Source organism: Streptococcus sp. CF7_Ac1-8 (assembly GCF_024295435.1).
Taxonomy (GTDB): Bacteria; Bacillota; Bacilli; order Lactobacillales; family Streptococcaceae; genus Streptococcus; species Streptococcus mitis_AP.
The window spans coordinates 1-16399 of record NZ_JANCPI010000008.1 but is presented as its reverse complement, the minus strand read 5'-3'; the positions used below and the strand labels follow the sequence as shown (position 1 = coordinate 16399).

The following is a 16399-nucleotide window of genomic DNA, read 5'->3' as shown; positions in this document are numbered from 1 at the left end:
TGTTTAAGTTATAATTAAGCTAGTCAGTTTATACTTTCAGTAATTTCAAATAAATGGAGGCAAATATGAAACATCTAAAAACATTTTACAAAAAAGGGTTTCAATTATTAGTCGTTATCGTCATTAGCTTTTTTAGTGGAGCCTTGGGTAGTTTTTCAATAGCTCAACTAACTCAAAAAAGTAGTGTAAGCAACTCTAACAACAATAGCACCATTACACAGACTGCCTATAAGAACGAAAATTCAACAACACAGGCTGTTAACAAAGTAAAAGATGCTGTTGTTTCTGTTATTACTTATTCAGCAAATAGACAAAATAGCGTATTTGGAAATGATGATACTGACACAGATTCTCAACAAATCTCTAGTGAAGGATCTGGGGTTATTTATAAAAAGAATGATAAAGAAGCTTATATTGTCACCAATAATCACGTTATAAATGGCGCCAGCAAAGTAGATATTCGTTTGTCAGATGGAACTAAAGTACCCGGAGAAATTGTCGGAGCGGACACTTTCTCTGATATTGCTGTCGTCAAAATCTCTTCAGAAAAAGTGACAACAGTAGCTGAGTTTGGTGATTCTAGCAAGTTAACCGTAGGAGAAACTGCTATTGCCATCGGTAGCCCATTAGGTTCTGAATATGCTAATACTGTCACTCAAGGTATCGTATCTAGTCTTAATCGAAATGTATCTTTAAAATCTGAAGATGGACAAGCTATTTCTACAAAAGCTATCCAAACTGATACTGCTATTAACCCAGGTAACTCTGGTGGCCCACTAATCAATATTCAAGGACAGGTTATCGGAATTACCTCAAGTAAAATTGCCACAAATGGAGGCACATCTGTAGAAGGCCTTGGTTTCGCAATCCCTGCAAATGATGCTATCAATATTATTGAACAGTTAGAAAAGAACGGAAAAGTGACTCGTCCAGCTTTGGGAATCCAAATGGTCAATCTCTCAAATATTAATACAAGTGATATTAGAAGACTGAATATTCCAAGCAATGTAACATCTGGTGTAGTTGTTCGTTCTGTACAAAGCAATATGCCTGCAAATGGTCACCTTGAAAAATACGATGTTATTACAAAAGTAGATGACAAAGAGATTGCTTCATCAACAGACTTACAAAGTGCTCTTTACAATCATTCTATCGGAGACACCATTAAGATAACTTACTATCGTAACGGTAAAGAAGAAACTACATCTATTAAACTTGACAAGAGTTCAGGTGATTTAGAATCTTAATTGACATCTATGTAAAGAAACCTTTACATAAGAGAAAAGATGTGTTAGTGTAGAATCATGGAAAAATTTGAAATGATTTCTATCACAGATATACAAAAAAATCCCTATCAACCTCGAAAAGAATTTGATAGAGAAAAACTAGATGAACTAGCTCAATCTATAAAAGAAAATGGAGTCATTCAACCGATTATTGTTCGTCAATCTCCTGTTATTGGTTATGAAATCCTTGCAGGAGAGAGACGCTATCGGGCTTCACTTTTAGCTGGTCTAACGTCTATCCCAGCTGTTGTTAAACAGCTTTCAGATCAAGAGATGATTGTCCAGTCCATCATTGAAAATTTACAGAGAGAAAATTTAAACCCAATAGAAGAAGCACGCGCCTATGAATCTCTCATAGATAAAGGATTCACCCATACTGAAATTGCAGATAAAATGGGCAAGTCTCGTCCTTATATCAGCAACTCTATTCGCTTGCTTTCCTTGCCAGAACAGATCCTCTCAGAAGTAGAAAATGGCAAACTATCACAAGCCCATGCGCGTTCTCTAGTTGGGTTGAACAAGGAACAACAAGACTATTTCTTTCAACGAATCATCGAGGAAGACATTTCTGTAAGGAAGTTAGAAGCTCTTCTGACAGAGAAAAAACAAAAGAAACTTCAAAAAACGAATCATTTCATACAAAATGAAGAAGAACAGTTAAAAAAACTACTCGGATTAGATGTAGAAATCAAAATGTCTAAAAAAGATAGTGGAAAAATCATTATTTCTTTTTCAAATCAAGAAGAATACAATAGAATCATCAACAGCCTGAAATAAGGCTGTTCTTTTATTTTTTTATCTCACAAGGTTATCCACTATTTTTTTCAATAAAAAACTTAATAAATCAATAGTTTCTGATTTTATCCCCAACCTGTGGATAAAACTTAATAACATTGTGGATTATTTTTCACAGCTTGTGGAAAATTCTTGCTATCTATGGTAAAATAAGTTTAGCATTAAACTTTTAAATAGTAAAGGAGGAGAGAGGATTGAAAGAAAAACAATTTTGGAATCGTATATTAGAATTTGCTCAAGAAAGACTGACTCGATCCATGTATGATTTCTATGCTATTCAAGCTGAACTCATCAAGGTAGAGGAAAATGTTGCCACTATATTTTTACCACGATCTGAAATGGAAATGGTTTGGGAAAAACAACTAAAAGATATTATTGTAGTTGCTGGATTTGAAATTTATGATGCTGAGATAACTCCCCACTATATTTTCACCAAACCTCAAGATACGGCTGTCTCACAAGTTGAAGAATCTCCAAATTCAACTCTTTATGACTACAGTCCAAAGTTGGCATCTATTCCTTATTCGGATACTGGATTAAAAGAAAAGTATACCTTTGATAATTTTATTCAAGGAGATGGAAATGTTTGGGCAGTATCAGCCGCTTTGGCTGTCTCTGAAGATTTGGCATTGACCTATAATCCTCTTTTTATCTATGGAGGACCTGGACTTGGGAAGACTCACTTACTCAATGCAATTGGGAATGAGATTTTGAAAAATATTCCTGATGCGCGTGTTAAGTACATTCCTGCTGAAAGCTTTATCAACGACTTTCTTGAACACCTGAGACTTGGTGAAATGGAAAAGTTCAAAAAAACTTACCGTAGCCTTGATCTCTTGTTAATTGATGATATCCAATCGCTGAGTGGAAAAAAAGTTGCAACTCAGGAAGAATTTTTCAATACTTTCAATGTTCTCCATAGCAATCAAAAACAAATTGTTCTGACTAGTGATCGTAGTCCTAAACACCTAGAGGGACTTGAGGAAAGACTTGTCACGCGCTTTAGCTGGGGATTGACGCAAAACATCACACCACCTGACTTTGAGACACGTATTGCCATTTTACAAAGTAAAACAGAGCATTTAGACTACCATTTCCAAAGTGATACCCTAGAATACCTAGCTGGTCAATTTGATTCAAACGTCCGAGAACTTGAAGGAGCAATCAACGACATCACTTTAATTGCCCGAGTGAAGAAGATTAAGGATATCACTATCGATATCGCTGCAGAGGCTATTAGAGCACGTAAACAAGATGTTAACCAAATGCTCGTCATCCCAATTGATAAAATCCAAAATGAAGTTGGTAACTTTTATGGTATCAGTGTCAAAGAAATGAAGGGAAGCAGACGCCTTCAAAATATTGTTTTAGCCCGTCAAGTAGCCATGTATTTATCTAGAGAACTAACAGATAATAGTCTTCCAAAAATTGGGAAGGAATTTGGAGGAAAAGATCATACAACAGTCATTCATGCCCATGCAAAAATTAAATCTTTGATTGATGAAGACGATAATTTACGTTTAGAAATTGAATCAATCAAAAAGAAAATCAAATAACTTGTGGATAACTTTCGCTTTTTTATCTTTTTTATCCACATTTTTTAAACAAGCCAAAAAACTTGATATAACTTACTTTAAGTCTGTTTTCCACAGATTTCACAGACTCTATTATTACTATTATCCTTCTAATACTAAAAATAAATAAAGGAGAATCCATGATTCATTTTTCAATTAATAAAAATTTATTTCTACAAGCCTTAAATACTACTAAGAGAGCTATTAGTTCTAAAAATGCTATTCCTATTTTATCAACTGTCAAAATTGACGTAACCAATGAAGGTGTTACTTTAATTGGTTCAAATGGTCAGATTTCAATTGAAAATTTTATTTCTCAAAAAAATGAAGATGCTGGTTTGTTAATTACTTCTTTAGGTTCGATCCTTCTTGAAGCTTCTTTCTTTATCAATGTTGTATCTAGTCTTCCAGATGTGACTCTTGATTTTAAAGAAATTGAACAAAATCAAATTGTTTTAACAAGTGGTAAATCAGAAATTACCCTAAAAGGAAAAGATAGCGAGCAATATCCACGAATCCAAGAAATTTCAGCTAGTACTCCTTTGGTTCTTGAAACAAAATTACTCAAGAAAATTATCAATGAAACAGCATTTGCTGCAAGTACACAAGAGAGTCGTCCAATTTTAACAGGTGTTCATTTTGTATTGAGTCAACACAAGGAGCTAAAAACAGTTGCGACAGACTCTCATCGTCTAAGCCAGAAAAAATTAACTCTTGAGAAAAATAGTGATGATTTTGATGTCGTAATTCCTAGCCGTTCTTTACGAGAATTTTCAGCGGTATTTACAGATGATATTGAAACTGTAGAGATTTTCTTTGCCAACAATCAAATCCTCTTTAGAAGTGAAAATATTAGCTTCTATACTCGTTTGTTAGAAGGTAACTATCCTGATACAGATCGCTTGATTCCAATAGACTTTAACACAACAATTACTTTTGATGTTGTAAACTTACGTCAGTCAATGGAACGTGCTCGTCTTTTATCAAGTGCGACTCAAAATGGTACTGTGAAACTTGAAATTAAAGGTGGGGTTGTTAGTGCTCATGTTCACTCTCCAGAAGTTGGTAAAGTAAACGAAGAAATCGATACTGATAAGGTGACTGGTGAAGATTTGACTATTAGTTTCAACCCAACTTACTTGATTGATTCTCTTAAGGCTTTAAATAGCGAAAAGGTGACCATTAGTTTTATCTCAGCTGTTCGTCCATTTACTCTTGTGCCAGCAGATACTGATGAGGACTTCATGCAACTTATCACCCCAGTTCGTACAAATTAAGTGAAAGAGGTTGAGCCTAGCTCGCCTCTTTTATGATATAATCGAAAAAGAAAAGGAGAGTAGTATGTATCAAGTTGGAAATTTTGTTGAAATGAAAAAACCACATGCTTGCACAATCAAGTCGACTGGTAAAAAGGCTAATCGTTGGGAAATTACACGTGTAGGGGCAGATATCAAAATTAAATGTAGCAATTGCGACCATGTTGTCATGATGGGACGATATGATTTTGATCGAAAAATGAATAAAATTATTGACTAAGAAGCCTTAGTTAGAGGGTTAGCAAGTTTTCCCTTTTTGTGTTATAATATTAGGGATTGAAATGAAAACGGAGAATGAGAAAATATGGCTTTAACAGCAGGTATCGTTGGTTTGCCAAACGTTGGTAAATCAACACTATTTAATGCAATTACAAAAGCAGGAGCAGAGGCAGCAAATTACCCATTTGCGACGATTGATCCAAACGTTGGAATGGTAGAAGTTCCTGATGAACGCCTCCAAAAATTGACGGAAATGATTACTCCTAAAAAGACAGTTCCAACAACATTTGAATTTACAGATATCGCAGGAATTGTAAAAGGAGCTTCAAAAGGAGAAGGGCTAGGAAATAAATTCTTGGCCAATATCCGGGAAGTAGATGCGATTGTTCACGTAGTTCGTGCTTTTGATGATGAAAATGTCATGCGCGAGCAAGGACGTGAAGATGCCTTTGTGGATCCACTTGCGGATATTGACACCATTAACCTAGAATTGATTCTTGCTGACTTAGAATCAGTCAATAAACGCTATGCGCGTGTAGAAAAGATGGCACGCACTCAAAAAGATAAAGAATCTGTGGAAGAATTCAATGTTCTTCAAAAGATTAAACCAGTCCTTGAAGATGGGAAATCAGCTCGCACCATCGAATTTACAGATGAAGAACAAAAAGTTGTCAAAGGTCTCTTCCTTTTGACGACTAAACCAGTGCTCTATGTTGCCAATGTGGACGAGGATGTGGTTTCAGAACCTGACTCTATCGACTATGTTAAACAAATTCGTGAATTCGCAGCGACAGAAAATGCTGAAGTAGTCATTATTTCTGCGCGTGCTGAGGAAGAAATTTCTGAGTTAGACGATGAAGACAAACAAGAGTTTCTTGAAGCACTTGGATTGGCAGAATCAGGCGTTGACAAGTTGACTCGTGCAGCTTACCACTTGCTTGGACTGGGAACTTACTTCACAGCTGGTGAAAAAGAAGTTCGCGCTTGGACCTTCAAACGTGGTATGAAGGCTCCTCAAGCAGCTGGGATTATCCACTCAGACTTTGAGAAAGGCTTTATTCGTGCAGTAACCATGTCATATGAGGATCTAGTGAAATACGGATCTGAAAAAGCCGTAAAAGAAGCTGGCCGCTTGCGTGAAGAAGGAAAAGAATATATCGTTCAAGATGGCGACATCATGGAATTCCGTTTTAATGTCTAAAAAATTAATGAATAGTGTCAATTAGGTTGGAAAAAAATTCCAACCCTTTTGGCTTTTGAAAGGAAAAATAAATGACCAAATTACTTGTAGGCTTGGGCAATCCAGGGGATAAATATTTTGAAACAAAACACAATGTTGGTTTTATGTTGATTGACCAACTAGCGAAGAAACAAAATGTCACTTTTACACACGATAAGATATTTCAAGCTGATCTAGCATCCTTTTTCCTAAATGGAGAAAAAATTTATCTGGTCAAACCAACGACCTTTATGAATGAAAGTGGAAAAGCAGTTCATGCTTTATTGACTTACTATGGTTTAGATATTGAAGATTTACTCGTCATTTACGACGATCTTGACATGGAAGTTGGAAAGATTCGTTTAAGAGCAAAGGGCTCTGCAGGTGGTCATAATGGTATCAAGTCTATTATTCAACATATAGGTACTCAGGTCTTTAATCGTGTTAAGATTGGAATCGGAAGACCTAAAAATGGTATGTCAGTTGTTCATCATGTTTTGAATAAATTTGACAATGATGATTATATTGGTATTTTACAGTCTATTGACAAAGTTGACGATTCTGTAAATTACTATTTACAAGAGAAAAATTTTGAGAAAACAATGCAGAGGTATAACGGATAAATGGTGACCTTATTAGATTTATTCTCAGAAAATGATCAAATCAAAAAATGGCATCAAAATTTAACAGATAAGAAAAGACAACTAATACTCGGTTTATCAACGTCTACTAAGGCTCTTGCAATTGCAAGTAGTCTAGAAAAAGAAGATAAGATTGTGTTATTGACGTCAACTTATGGAGAAGCAGAAGGGCTTATTAGTGATCTTATTTCTATCTTGGGTGAGGAATTTGTCTATCCATTTTTGGTAGATGACTCCCCTATGGTCGAGTTTTTGATGTCTTCACAAGAAAAAATCATTTCACGGGTTGAAGCCTTACGTTTTTTGACTGATTCATCTAAGAAAGGGATTTTAGTTTGTAATATCGCAGCAAGTCGATTGATTTTACCGTCTCCAAATGTATTCAAAGATAGTATTGTAACAATCTCAGTTGGTGAAGAATATGACCAACATGCGCTTATCCATCAGTTAAAGGAGATAGGATATCGAAAAGTTACACAAGTACAAACTCAAGGAGAATTTAGTCTGCGAGGAGATATTTTAGATATTTTTGAAATATCCCAGTTAGAACCTTATCGAATTGAGTTTTTTGGTGATGAAGTCGATGGTATTAGGTCATTTGAAGTCGAAACACAGTTATCGAAAGAAAATCAGACAGAACTCATTATCTTTCCAGCTAGCGATATGCTTTTGAGAGAAAAGGATTATCAACGAGGACAGTCAGCTTTAGAAAAACAAATTTCGAAGACCTTATCACCTATTTTGAAATCATACCTAGAAGAAATTTTTTCAAGTTTTCACCAAAAACAAATTCATTCTGATTCAAGGAAATTTTTATCTTTGTGTTATGACAAGACATGGACTGTTTTTGACTATATTGAAAAAGATACCCCAATATTCTTTGATGATTATCAAAAATTAATGAATCAGTATGAAGTATTTGAAAGAGAATTAGCGCAATACTTTACAGAAGAATTACAGAACAGTAAAGCATTTTCTGAGATGCAGTATTTTGCAGATACAGAGCAAATCTATAAAAAACAGAGTCCGGTTACCTTTTTCTCTAATCTACAAAAGGGTTTAGGAAATCTCAAGTTTGACCAGATTTATCAATTTAATCAATATCCTATGCAGGAATTTTTCAATCAATTTTCTTTTCTAAAAGAAGAAATTGAGCGATACAAAAAAATGGATTACACTATTATTCTGCAGTCTAGCAATTTAATGGGAAGTAAAACATTGGAGGATGTTTTAGAGGAATACCAGATTAAATTGGATTCCAGATATAAGTCAAGTATTTGTAAAGAATCTGTAAACTTAATCGAGGGAAATCTCAGACATGGTTTTCATTTTGTAGATGAAAAGATTTTATTGATTACTGAACATGAGATTTTTCAAAAGAAATTGAAACGTCGTTTTCGAAGACAACATGTTTCAAACGCAGAGAGATTAAAAGATTACAATGAACTTGAAAAAGGAGATTACGTTGTTCACCATATCCATGGAATTGGTCAATATCTAGGGATTGAAACAATTGAAATCAAAGGGATTCACCGTGATTATGTTAGTGTCCAGTATCAAAATGGGGACCAAATTTCCATCCCGGTAGAGCAGATTCAGTTACTGTCCAAATATGTTTCAAGTGATGGTAAAGCACCAAAACTCAATAAATTAAATGACGGTCATTTCAAAAAGGCCAAGCAAAAAGTTAAGAACCAGGTAGAGGATATAGCTGACGATTTAATCAAACTTTATTCTGAACGCAGCCAGTTGAAGGGTTTTGCTTTCTCAGCTGATGATGAGGATCAACATGCTTTTGATGATGCCTTCCCTTATGTTGAAACGGATGATCAACTTCGTAGTATTGAGGAAATCAAGAGCGATATGCAGGCTTCTCAGCCAATGGATCGACTTTTAGTTGGGGATGTTGGTTTTGGAAAGACTGAAGTTGCTATGCGTGCAGCCTTTAAGGCAGTCAATGATTACAAACAGGTTGTCGTTTTAGTTCCGACGACGGTTTTAGCGCAACAGCACTATACGAATTTTAAGGAACGATTCCAAAATTTTGCAGTTAATATTGATGTGTTGAGTCGCTTTAGAAGTAAAAAAGAGCAGGCAGAGACACTTGAAAAATTGAAAAAGGGTCAAGTAGATATTTTGATTGGAACCCATCGTGTTTTGTCAAAAGATGTTGTGTTTGCTGATTTGGGCTTGATGATTATTGATGAGGAACAGCGATTTGGTGTCAAGCATAAGGAAACATTGAAAGAACTAAAAAAACAAGTGGATGTCCTAACCTTGACAGCAACGCCAATTCCTCGTACCCTCCATATGTCTATGCTGGGAATCAGAGATTTGTCTGTTATAGAAACTCCGCCGACTAATCGCTATCCTGTTCAGACCTATGTTTTGGAAAAGAATGATAGTGTCATTCGTGATGCTGTCTTGCGTGAAATGGAGCGTGGAGGTCAAGTTTACTATCTTTACAACAAAGTTGACACGATTGACCAAAAGGTTTCAGAATTACAGGAGTTAATTCCAGAGGCTTCGATTGGTTATGTTCATGGGCAAATGAGTGAAATTCAGTTAGAAAATACTCTACTGGATTTCATTGAAGGTCAGTATGATATTTTGGTGACAACTACCATTATTGAGACAGGGGTAGACATTCCAAATGCCAATACTTTGTTTATTGAAAATGCAGATCATATGGGCTTGTCAACCTTGTATCAATTAAGAGGAAGAGTCGGTCGTAGTAATCGTATTGCTTATGCCTATCTCATGTATCGTCCAGAAAAATCAATCAGTGAAGTCTCTGAAAAGAGATTAGAAGCGATCAAAGGATTTACAGAATTGGGTTCCGGATTTAAGATTGCAATGCGAGATCTTTCGATTCGTGGAGCAGGAAATCTCTTAGGCAAATCCCAGTCTGGTTTCATTGATTCTGTTGGTTTTGAATTGTATTCTCAATTACTAGAGGAAGCTATTGCTAAACGACATGGTAATGGGAATACAAGAATAAAAGGAAATGCCGAATTGATTTTGCAAATTGATGCCTATCTTCCTGATATTTATATATCTGACCAACGACATAAGATCGAAATTTACAAGAAAATTCGTCAAATTGACAACCGTGTCAATTATGAAGAGTTACAGGAAGAGTTGATGGACCGCTTTGGAGAATACCCAGACGTTGTAGCCTATCTTTTAGAAATTGGTTTAGTCAAGTCATACTTGGACAAGGTCTTTGTTCAACGTGTGGAAAGAAAAGATAATAAGATTACAGTTCAATTTGAAAAAGTCACTCAACGACTGTTTTTAGCTCAAGATTATTTCAAAGCTTTATCCGCAACAAACCTAAAAGCAGCCATAGCTGAGAATAAGGGATTAATGGAAGTTGTATTTGATGTCCGAAACAAGAAGGACTATGAAATTTTAGAAGGTCTGCTCATTTTTGGAGAAAGTTTATTAGAGATAAAAGAGTCAAAAGAAGGCAATTCCCTTTAACATTTTTCTTCTATAAAATGGATAAAAATGGTACAATAATAATTTGAGGTAATAAAAATGAGATTAGACAAATATTTAAAAGTATCAAGAATTATCAAGCGTCGTACAGTCGCAAAAGAAGTAGCAGATAAAGGCAGAATCAAGGTAAATGGAATCTTGGCCAAAAGTTCAACGGACTTGAAAGTTAATGATCAAGTTGAAATTCGCTTTGGGAATAAGTTGCTACTTGTAAAAGTACTGGAGATGAAAGATAGTACAAAAAAAGAAGATGCAGCAGGCATGTATGAAATTATCAGTGAAACACGGGTAGAAGAAAATGTCTAAAAATATCGTACAATTGAATAATTCTTTTATTCAAAATGAACACCAACGTCGTCGTTATCTGATGAAAGAACGACAAAAACGGAATCGTTTCATGGGTTGGGTTCTTATTTTGATGATTTTATTGTTCATTTTACCAACTTATAATCTTGCTCAAAGTTATCACCAATTACTCCAAAGACGTCAACAGTTATCAGACTTACAAACTCAGTATCAAACCTTGAGTGAGGAAAAGGAGAAGGAAACAGCTTTTGCCACAAAGTTGAAAGATGAAGATTACGCTGCTAAATACATGCGTGCAAAATATTATTATTCTAAGAATCGGGAAGCCGTTTATACGATTCCTGACTTGCTTCCAAGGTGATGAAATGGAAAATTTATTAGATGTAATAGAGCAATTTTTGAGTCTATCGGATGAAAAGCTGGAAGAGTTGGCTGAAAAAAATCAATTATTGCGTTTACAAGAAGAAAAGGAAAGGAAGAATGCGTAAATTCTTAATTATTTTGTTGCTACCGAGTTTTTTGACCATCTCAAAAGTCGTTAGCACAGAAAAAGAAGTCGTCTATACTTCGAAAGAAATTTATTACCTTTCACAATCTGACTTTGGTATTTATTTTAGAGAAAAATTAAGTTCTCCTATGGTTTATGGAGAAGTTCCTATCTATGCGAATGAAGATTTAGTAGTGGAATCTGGAAAATTAACTCCAAAAACAAGTTTCCAAATAACCGAGTGGCGCTTAAATAAACAGGGAATTCCAGTATTTAAGTTATCCAACCACCAATTTATAGCTGCGGACAAACGATTTTTATATGATCAGTCAGAGGTAACTCCTACAATCAAAAAAGTATGGTTAGAATCTGATTTTAAACTGTATAATAGCCCTTATGACTTAAAAGAAGTGAAATCATCCTTATCAGCTTATTCGCAAGTATCAATCGACAAGACCATGTTTGTAGAAGGAAGAGAATTTCTACATATTGATCAAGCTGGATGGGTAGATAAGGAATCAACTTCTGAAGAAGATAATCGGATAAGTAAAGTCCAAGAAATGTTATCTGAAAAATATCAGAAGGAATCATTCTCTATTTATGTTAAGCAACTGACTACTGGAAAAGAAGCTGGTATCAATCAAGATGAAAAGATGTATGCAGCTAGTGTTTTAAAACTACCTTATCTTTATTATACGCAAGAAAAAATAAATGAGGGTCTTTATCAGTTAGACACGACTGTAAAATATGTATCTGCAGTCAATGATTTTCTAGGTTCTTATAAACCAGAGGGAAGTGGTAGTCTTCCTAAAAAAGAGGATAATAAAGAATACTCTCTAAAGGATTTAATTACGAAAGTATCAAAAGAATCTGATAATGTAGCTCATAATCTATTGGGATATTACATTTCAAACCAATCTGATGCCACATTCAAATCCAAGATGTCTGCTATTATGGGAGATGATTGGGATTCAAATGAAAAATTGATTTCTTCTAAAATGGCTGGGAAGGTTATGGAAGCCATTTATAATCAAAATGGATTTGTATTGGAATCTTTAACTAAAACAGATTTTGATAATGAGCGAATTGCCAAAGGTGTTTCTGTTAAAGTAGCTCATAAAATTGGAGATGCGGATGAATTTAAGCATGATACAGGTGTTGTTTATGCAGATTCTCCATTTATTCTTTCTATTTTCACAAAGAATTCTGATTATGATACGATTTCTAAGATAGCCAAAGATGTTTATGAGGTTCTAAAATGAGAGAACAAGATTTTTTAAATCATTTTCTTAATAAGGGATATTTCAAAAAACATGCTAAGGTGGTGCTAGCTCTTTCTGGTGGATTAGATTCTATGTTTCTATTTAAGGTATTATCTACGTATCAAAAAGAGTTAGAAATTGAATTGATTCTAGCTCATGTGAATCATAAGCAGCGAGTAGAATCAGATTGGGAAGAAAAGGAATTAAGGAAGTTGGCTACTGAAGCAGAGCTTCCTATTTATATCAGCAATTTTTCAGGAGAATTTTCGGAAGCGCGTGCTCGAGATTTTCGTTATGAATTTTTTAAAAAAGTCATGAAAAAGACAGGTGCGACAGCCTTAGTCACTGCTCACCATGCTGATGACCAGGTGGAAACGATTTTGATGCGCTTGATTCGAGGCACTCGTTTGCGCTATCTATCAGGAATTAAGGAGAAGCAAGTTGTCGGAGAGATAGAAATCATTCGTCCCTTCTTGCATTTTCAAAAAAAAGACTTTCCACCAATTTTTCACTTTGAAGATATATCAAATCAGGAAAATCATTATTTGCGCAACCGTATTCGAAACTCTTACTTACCAGAATTAGAAAAAGAAAATCCTCGATTTAGAGATGCAATCTTAAGTATCGGCAATGAAATTTTAGATTATGACTTAGCTATAACTGAATTATCTCACAATATTGATGTGGAAAATTTACAGCAGTTATTTTCTTATTCTGAGTCTACACAAAGAGTTTTACTTCAAACTTATCTGAATCATTTTCCAGATTTGAATCTTACAAAAGCGCAGTTTGCTGAAGTTCGGCAAATTTTAAAAACTAAAAGCCAGTATCGTCATCTGCTTAAAAATGGCTATGAATTGATAAAAGAGTACCAACAGTTTCAGATTTGTAAAATCAGTCCGCAGGCTGATGAAAAGGAAGATGAACTTGTGTTACACTATCAAAATCAGGTAACTTATCAGGGATATTTATTTTCCTTTGGACTTCCTTTAGAAGGTGAATCAATTCAACAAATACCTGTTTCACGGGAAACATCAATACATATTCGTCATCGAAAAACAGGAGATGTTTTGATTCAAAATGGGCATAGAAAAAAACTTAGACGTCTATTTATTGATTTGAAAATCCCTATGGAAAAGCGAAAATCTGCCCTGATTATTGAGCAATTTGGTGAAATTGTCTCAATTTTGGGAATTGCGACCAGTAATTTGAGTAAAAACACGAAAAATGATATAATGAACACTGTACTTTATATAGAAAAAATAGATAGGTAAAAAAATGTTAGAAAACGATATTAAAAAAATTCTCGTTTCACACGATGAAATTACAGAAGCTGCTAAAAAATTAGGTGCTCAATTAACTAAGGATTATGCAGGAAAAAATCCAATCTTAGTTGGGATTTTAAAAGGATCTATTCCTTTTATGGCTGAATTGGTTAAACATATCGACACACATATTGAAATGGACTTCATGATGGTTTCTAGCTACCATGGTGGAACAGCAAGTAGTGGTGTCATCAATATCAAGCAAGATGTGACTCAAGATATCAAAGGAAGACATGTTCTATTTGTAGAGGATATCATTGATACAGGTCAAACTTTGAAAAATTTGCGAGATATGTTTATTGAAAGAGAAGCTGCTTCTGTTAACATTGCAACCTTGTTGGATAAACCAGAAGGACGTGTTGTAGAAATTGAGGCAGACTATACCTGCTTTACTATCCCAAATGAGTTTGTAGTAGGTTATGGCTTAGACTACAAAGAAAATTATCGTAACCTTCCTTATGTTGGAGTATTGAAAGAAGAAGTGTATTCAAATTAGAAAGAACAATTTTTAATGAAAAAACAAAATAATGGTTTAATTAAAAATCCTTTTCTATGGTTATTACTTATTTTTTTCCTAGTTACAGGTTATCAGTATTTTAGTACCGGTAGTGTTACAGGGAAAAGTGAGCAAATTAATTATACAGAATTGGTAAAAGAAATTACCGATGACAATGTAAAAGAATTGACTTACCAACCAAATGGCAGTGTTATCGAAGTTTCAGGTGTCTATAAAAATCCTAAAACAAGTAAAGAAGAAACAGGAATTCAGTTCTTTTCTCCTTCTGCTACAACAGTAGAGAAATTTTCAAGCATCATTCTTCCTTCAGATACGACAGTATCTGAATTGCAAAAACTTGCTTCTGATCATAAAGCGGAAGTAACTGTTAAGCATGAAAGTTCAAGTGGTATGTGGATTAATATTCTTGTATCCATTGTGCCATTCGGTATTCTTTTCTTCTTCCTATTCTCTATGATGGGAAATATGGGAGGAAATAATAGCCGTAACCCAATGAGTTTTGGACGTAGTAAGGCTAAAGCTGCAAATAAAGAAGATATAAAAGTAAGATTTTCAGATGTTGCTGGAGCTGAAGAAGAAAAACAAGAACTAGTTGAAGTTGTTGAATTCTTAAAAGATCCAAAACGATTTACAAAACTTGGAGCCCGTATTCCAGCAGGTGTCCTTCTAGAGGGACCTCCGGGAACAGGTAAGACTTTGCTTGCTAAAGCAGTTGCCGGAGAAGCAGGTGTTCCATTCTTTAGTATCTCAGGTTCTGATTTTGTAGAAATGTTTGTCGGAGTTGGAGCTAGTCGTGTCCGTTCTCTTTTTGAAGATGCCAAAAAAGCAGCACCAGCTATCATCTTTATCGATGAAATTGATGCTGTTGGACGTCAACGTGGAGTCGGTCTCGGCGGAGGTAATGACGAACGTGAACAAACCTTGAACCAACTCTTGATTGAAATGGATGGTTTTGAGGGAAATGAAGGGATTATTGTCATTGCTGCGACAAACCGTTCAGATGTACTTGACCCAGCCCTTCTGCGTCCAGGACGTTTTGATAGAAAAGTATTGGTTGGTCGTCCTGATGTTAAGGGGCGCGAAGCAATCTTGAAAGTTCATGCTAAGAATAAGCCTTTAGCAGAAGATGTTGATTTGAAATTAGTGGCTCAACAAACTCCAGGTTTTGTTGGTGCTGACTTAGAGAATGTCTTGAATGAAGCAGCTTTAGTTGCTGCTCGTCGCAATAAATCAATCATTGATGCCTCAGATATTGATGAAGCAGAAGATAGAGTTATTGCTGGACCTTCTAAGAAAGATAAGACAGTTTCACAAAAAGAACGTGAATTGGTTGCCTATCATGAGGCAGGACATACCATTGTTGGTCTAGTATTGTCAAATGCCCGTGTTGTTCATAAAGTTACTATCGTACCACGCGGACGTGCAGGCGGATACATGATTGCACTTCCTAAAGAGGATCAAATGCTTCTTTCTAAAGAAGATATGAAAGAGCAATTGGCTGGCTTAATGGGGGGACGTGTAGCTGAAGAAATCATCTTTAATGTCCAAACTACAGGAGCTTCAAACGACTTTGAACAGGCGACACAAATGGCGCGTGCAATGGTTACAGAGTACGGTATGAGTGAAAAACTTGGCCCAGTACAATATGAAGGAAACCATGCTATGTTTGGTGCACAGAGTCCTCAAAAATCAATTTCAGAACAAACAGCTTATGAAATTGACGAAGAGGTTCGTTCGCTATTGAATGAAGCACGAAATAAAGCTGCGGAAATTATTCAGTCAAATCGTGAAACTCACAAGTTGATTGCAGAAGCATTATTGAAATACGAAACATTGGATAGTACACAAATTAAATCTCTTTACGAAACAGGAAAGATGCCTGAAACAGTAGAAGAGGAATCACATGCATTATCTTATGATGAAGTAAAGTCAAAAATGAATGACGAAA

General features: G+C 35.2%; 15 protein-coding genes. All 15 read left to right on the top strand.

All coding sequences use genetic code 11. The annotated features are described in order from the left end of the window. Positions 1-65 precede the first annotated feature (65 nt). Complete coding sequence (locus NMM26_RS05215; protein WP_000681582.1) at positions 66-1247, top strand: S1C family serine protease; 1182 nt, start codon at positions 66-68, stop codon at positions 1245-1247. Between the two features lie 57 nt (positions 1248-1304). Next, on the top strand, positions 1305-2063 hold the full coding sequence (locus NMM26_RS05210) for a ParB/RepB/Spo0J family partition protein (protein ID WP_000410386.1): 759 nt from the start codon (positions 1305-1307) through the stop codon (positions 2061-2063). Positions 2064-2275: 212 nt separating this feature from the next. Further along, entirely contained in the window at positions 2276-3637 is a 1362-nt protein-coding gene (gene dnaA / locus NMM26_RS05205; protein ID WP_000660608.1) for a chromosomal replication initiator protein DnaA, read from the top strand. A gap of 158 nt (positions 3638-3795) precedes the next feature. Beyond that, entirely contained in the window at positions 3796-4932 is a 1137-nt protein-coding gene (gene dnaN, locus NMM26_RS05200) for a DNA polymerase III subunit beta (RefSeq protein WP_000581170.1), read from the top strand. A 64-nt stretch (positions 4933-4996) separates the two neighbouring features. Then, on the top strand, positions 4997-5191 hold the full coding sequence (locus NMM26_RS05195) for a DUF951 domain-containing protein (protein ID WP_000285186.1): 195 nt from the start codon (positions 4997-4999) through the stop codon (positions 5189-5191). Between the two features lie 84 nt (positions 5192-5275). Further along, complete coding sequence (gene ychF, locus NMM26_RS05190) at positions 5276-6391, top strand: redox-regulated ATPase YchF (RefSeq protein ID WP_001218719.1); 1116 nt, start codon at positions 5276-5278, stop codon at positions 6389-6391. 71 nt (positions 6392-6462) lie between these two features. After that, a complete protein-coding gene (gene pth / locus NMM26_RS05185) occupies positions 6463-7032 on the top strand; it encodes an aminoacyl-tRNA hydrolase (RefSeq protein ID WP_000163941.1) in 570 nt (189 codons plus the stop codon). Further along, positions 7033-10536: a transcription-repair coupling factor gene (gene mfd, locus NMM26_RS05180; protein WP_000258075.1), complete on the top strand. Its 3504-nt coding sequence runs from the start codon at positions 7033-7035 to the stop codon at positions 10534-10536. It begins immediately after the preceding gene. A gap of 57 nt (positions 10537-10593) precedes the next feature. Then, positions 10594-10860, top strand: coding sequence for an RNA-binding S4 domain-containing protein (locus NMM26_RS05175; RefSeq protein ID WP_001234978.1), 267 nt, complete (start codon positions 10594-10596; stop codon positions 10858-10860). Further along, entirely contained in the window at positions 10853-11221 is a 369-nt protein-coding gene (locus NMM26_RS05170) for a septum formation initiator family protein (RefSeq protein WP_000041905.1), read from the top strand. Before NMM26_RS05175 ends, NMM26_RS05170 begins: the two co-directional genes overlap by 8 nt. Before the next feature lie 4 nt (positions 11222-11225). Next, positions 11226-11348, top strand: a complete 123-nt coding sequence (locus NMM26_RS05165) for an SP_0009 family protein (protein ID WP_000429336.1) — start codon at positions 11226-11228, stop codon at positions 11346-11348. Then, complete coding sequence (locus NMM26_RS05160) at positions 11341-12609, top strand: serine hydrolase (protein ID WP_001224748.1); 1269 nt, start codon at positions 11341-11343, stop codon at positions 12607-12609. Before NMM26_RS05165 ends, NMM26_RS05160 begins: the two co-directional genes overlap by 8 nt. Then, positions 12606-13883 carry a tRNA lysidine(34) synthetase TilS gene (gene tilS / locus NMM26_RS05155; RefSeq protein WP_254753933.1) on the top strand — a complete coding sequence of 426 codons (1278 nt, stop codon included), beginning with the start codon at positions 12606-12608 and terminating at the stop codon, positions 13881-13883. The genes NMM26_RS05160 and tilS overlap by 4 nt, the downstream gene beginning before the upstream one ends. A 4-nt stretch (positions 13884-13887) precedes the next feature. Beyond that, on the top strand, positions 13888-14430 hold the full coding sequence (hpt, locus tag NMM26_RS05150) for a hypoxanthine phosphoribosyltransferase (RefSeq protein WP_000892177.1): 543 nt from the start codon (positions 13888-13890) through the stop codon (positions 14428-14430). 15 nt (positions 14431-14445) lie between these two features. After that, the coding region (gene ftsH, locus NMM26_RS05145; RefSeq protein WP_254753932.1) for an ATP-dependent zinc metalloprotease FtsH at positions 14446-16399 on the top strand (1954 nt) is incomplete at its 3' end.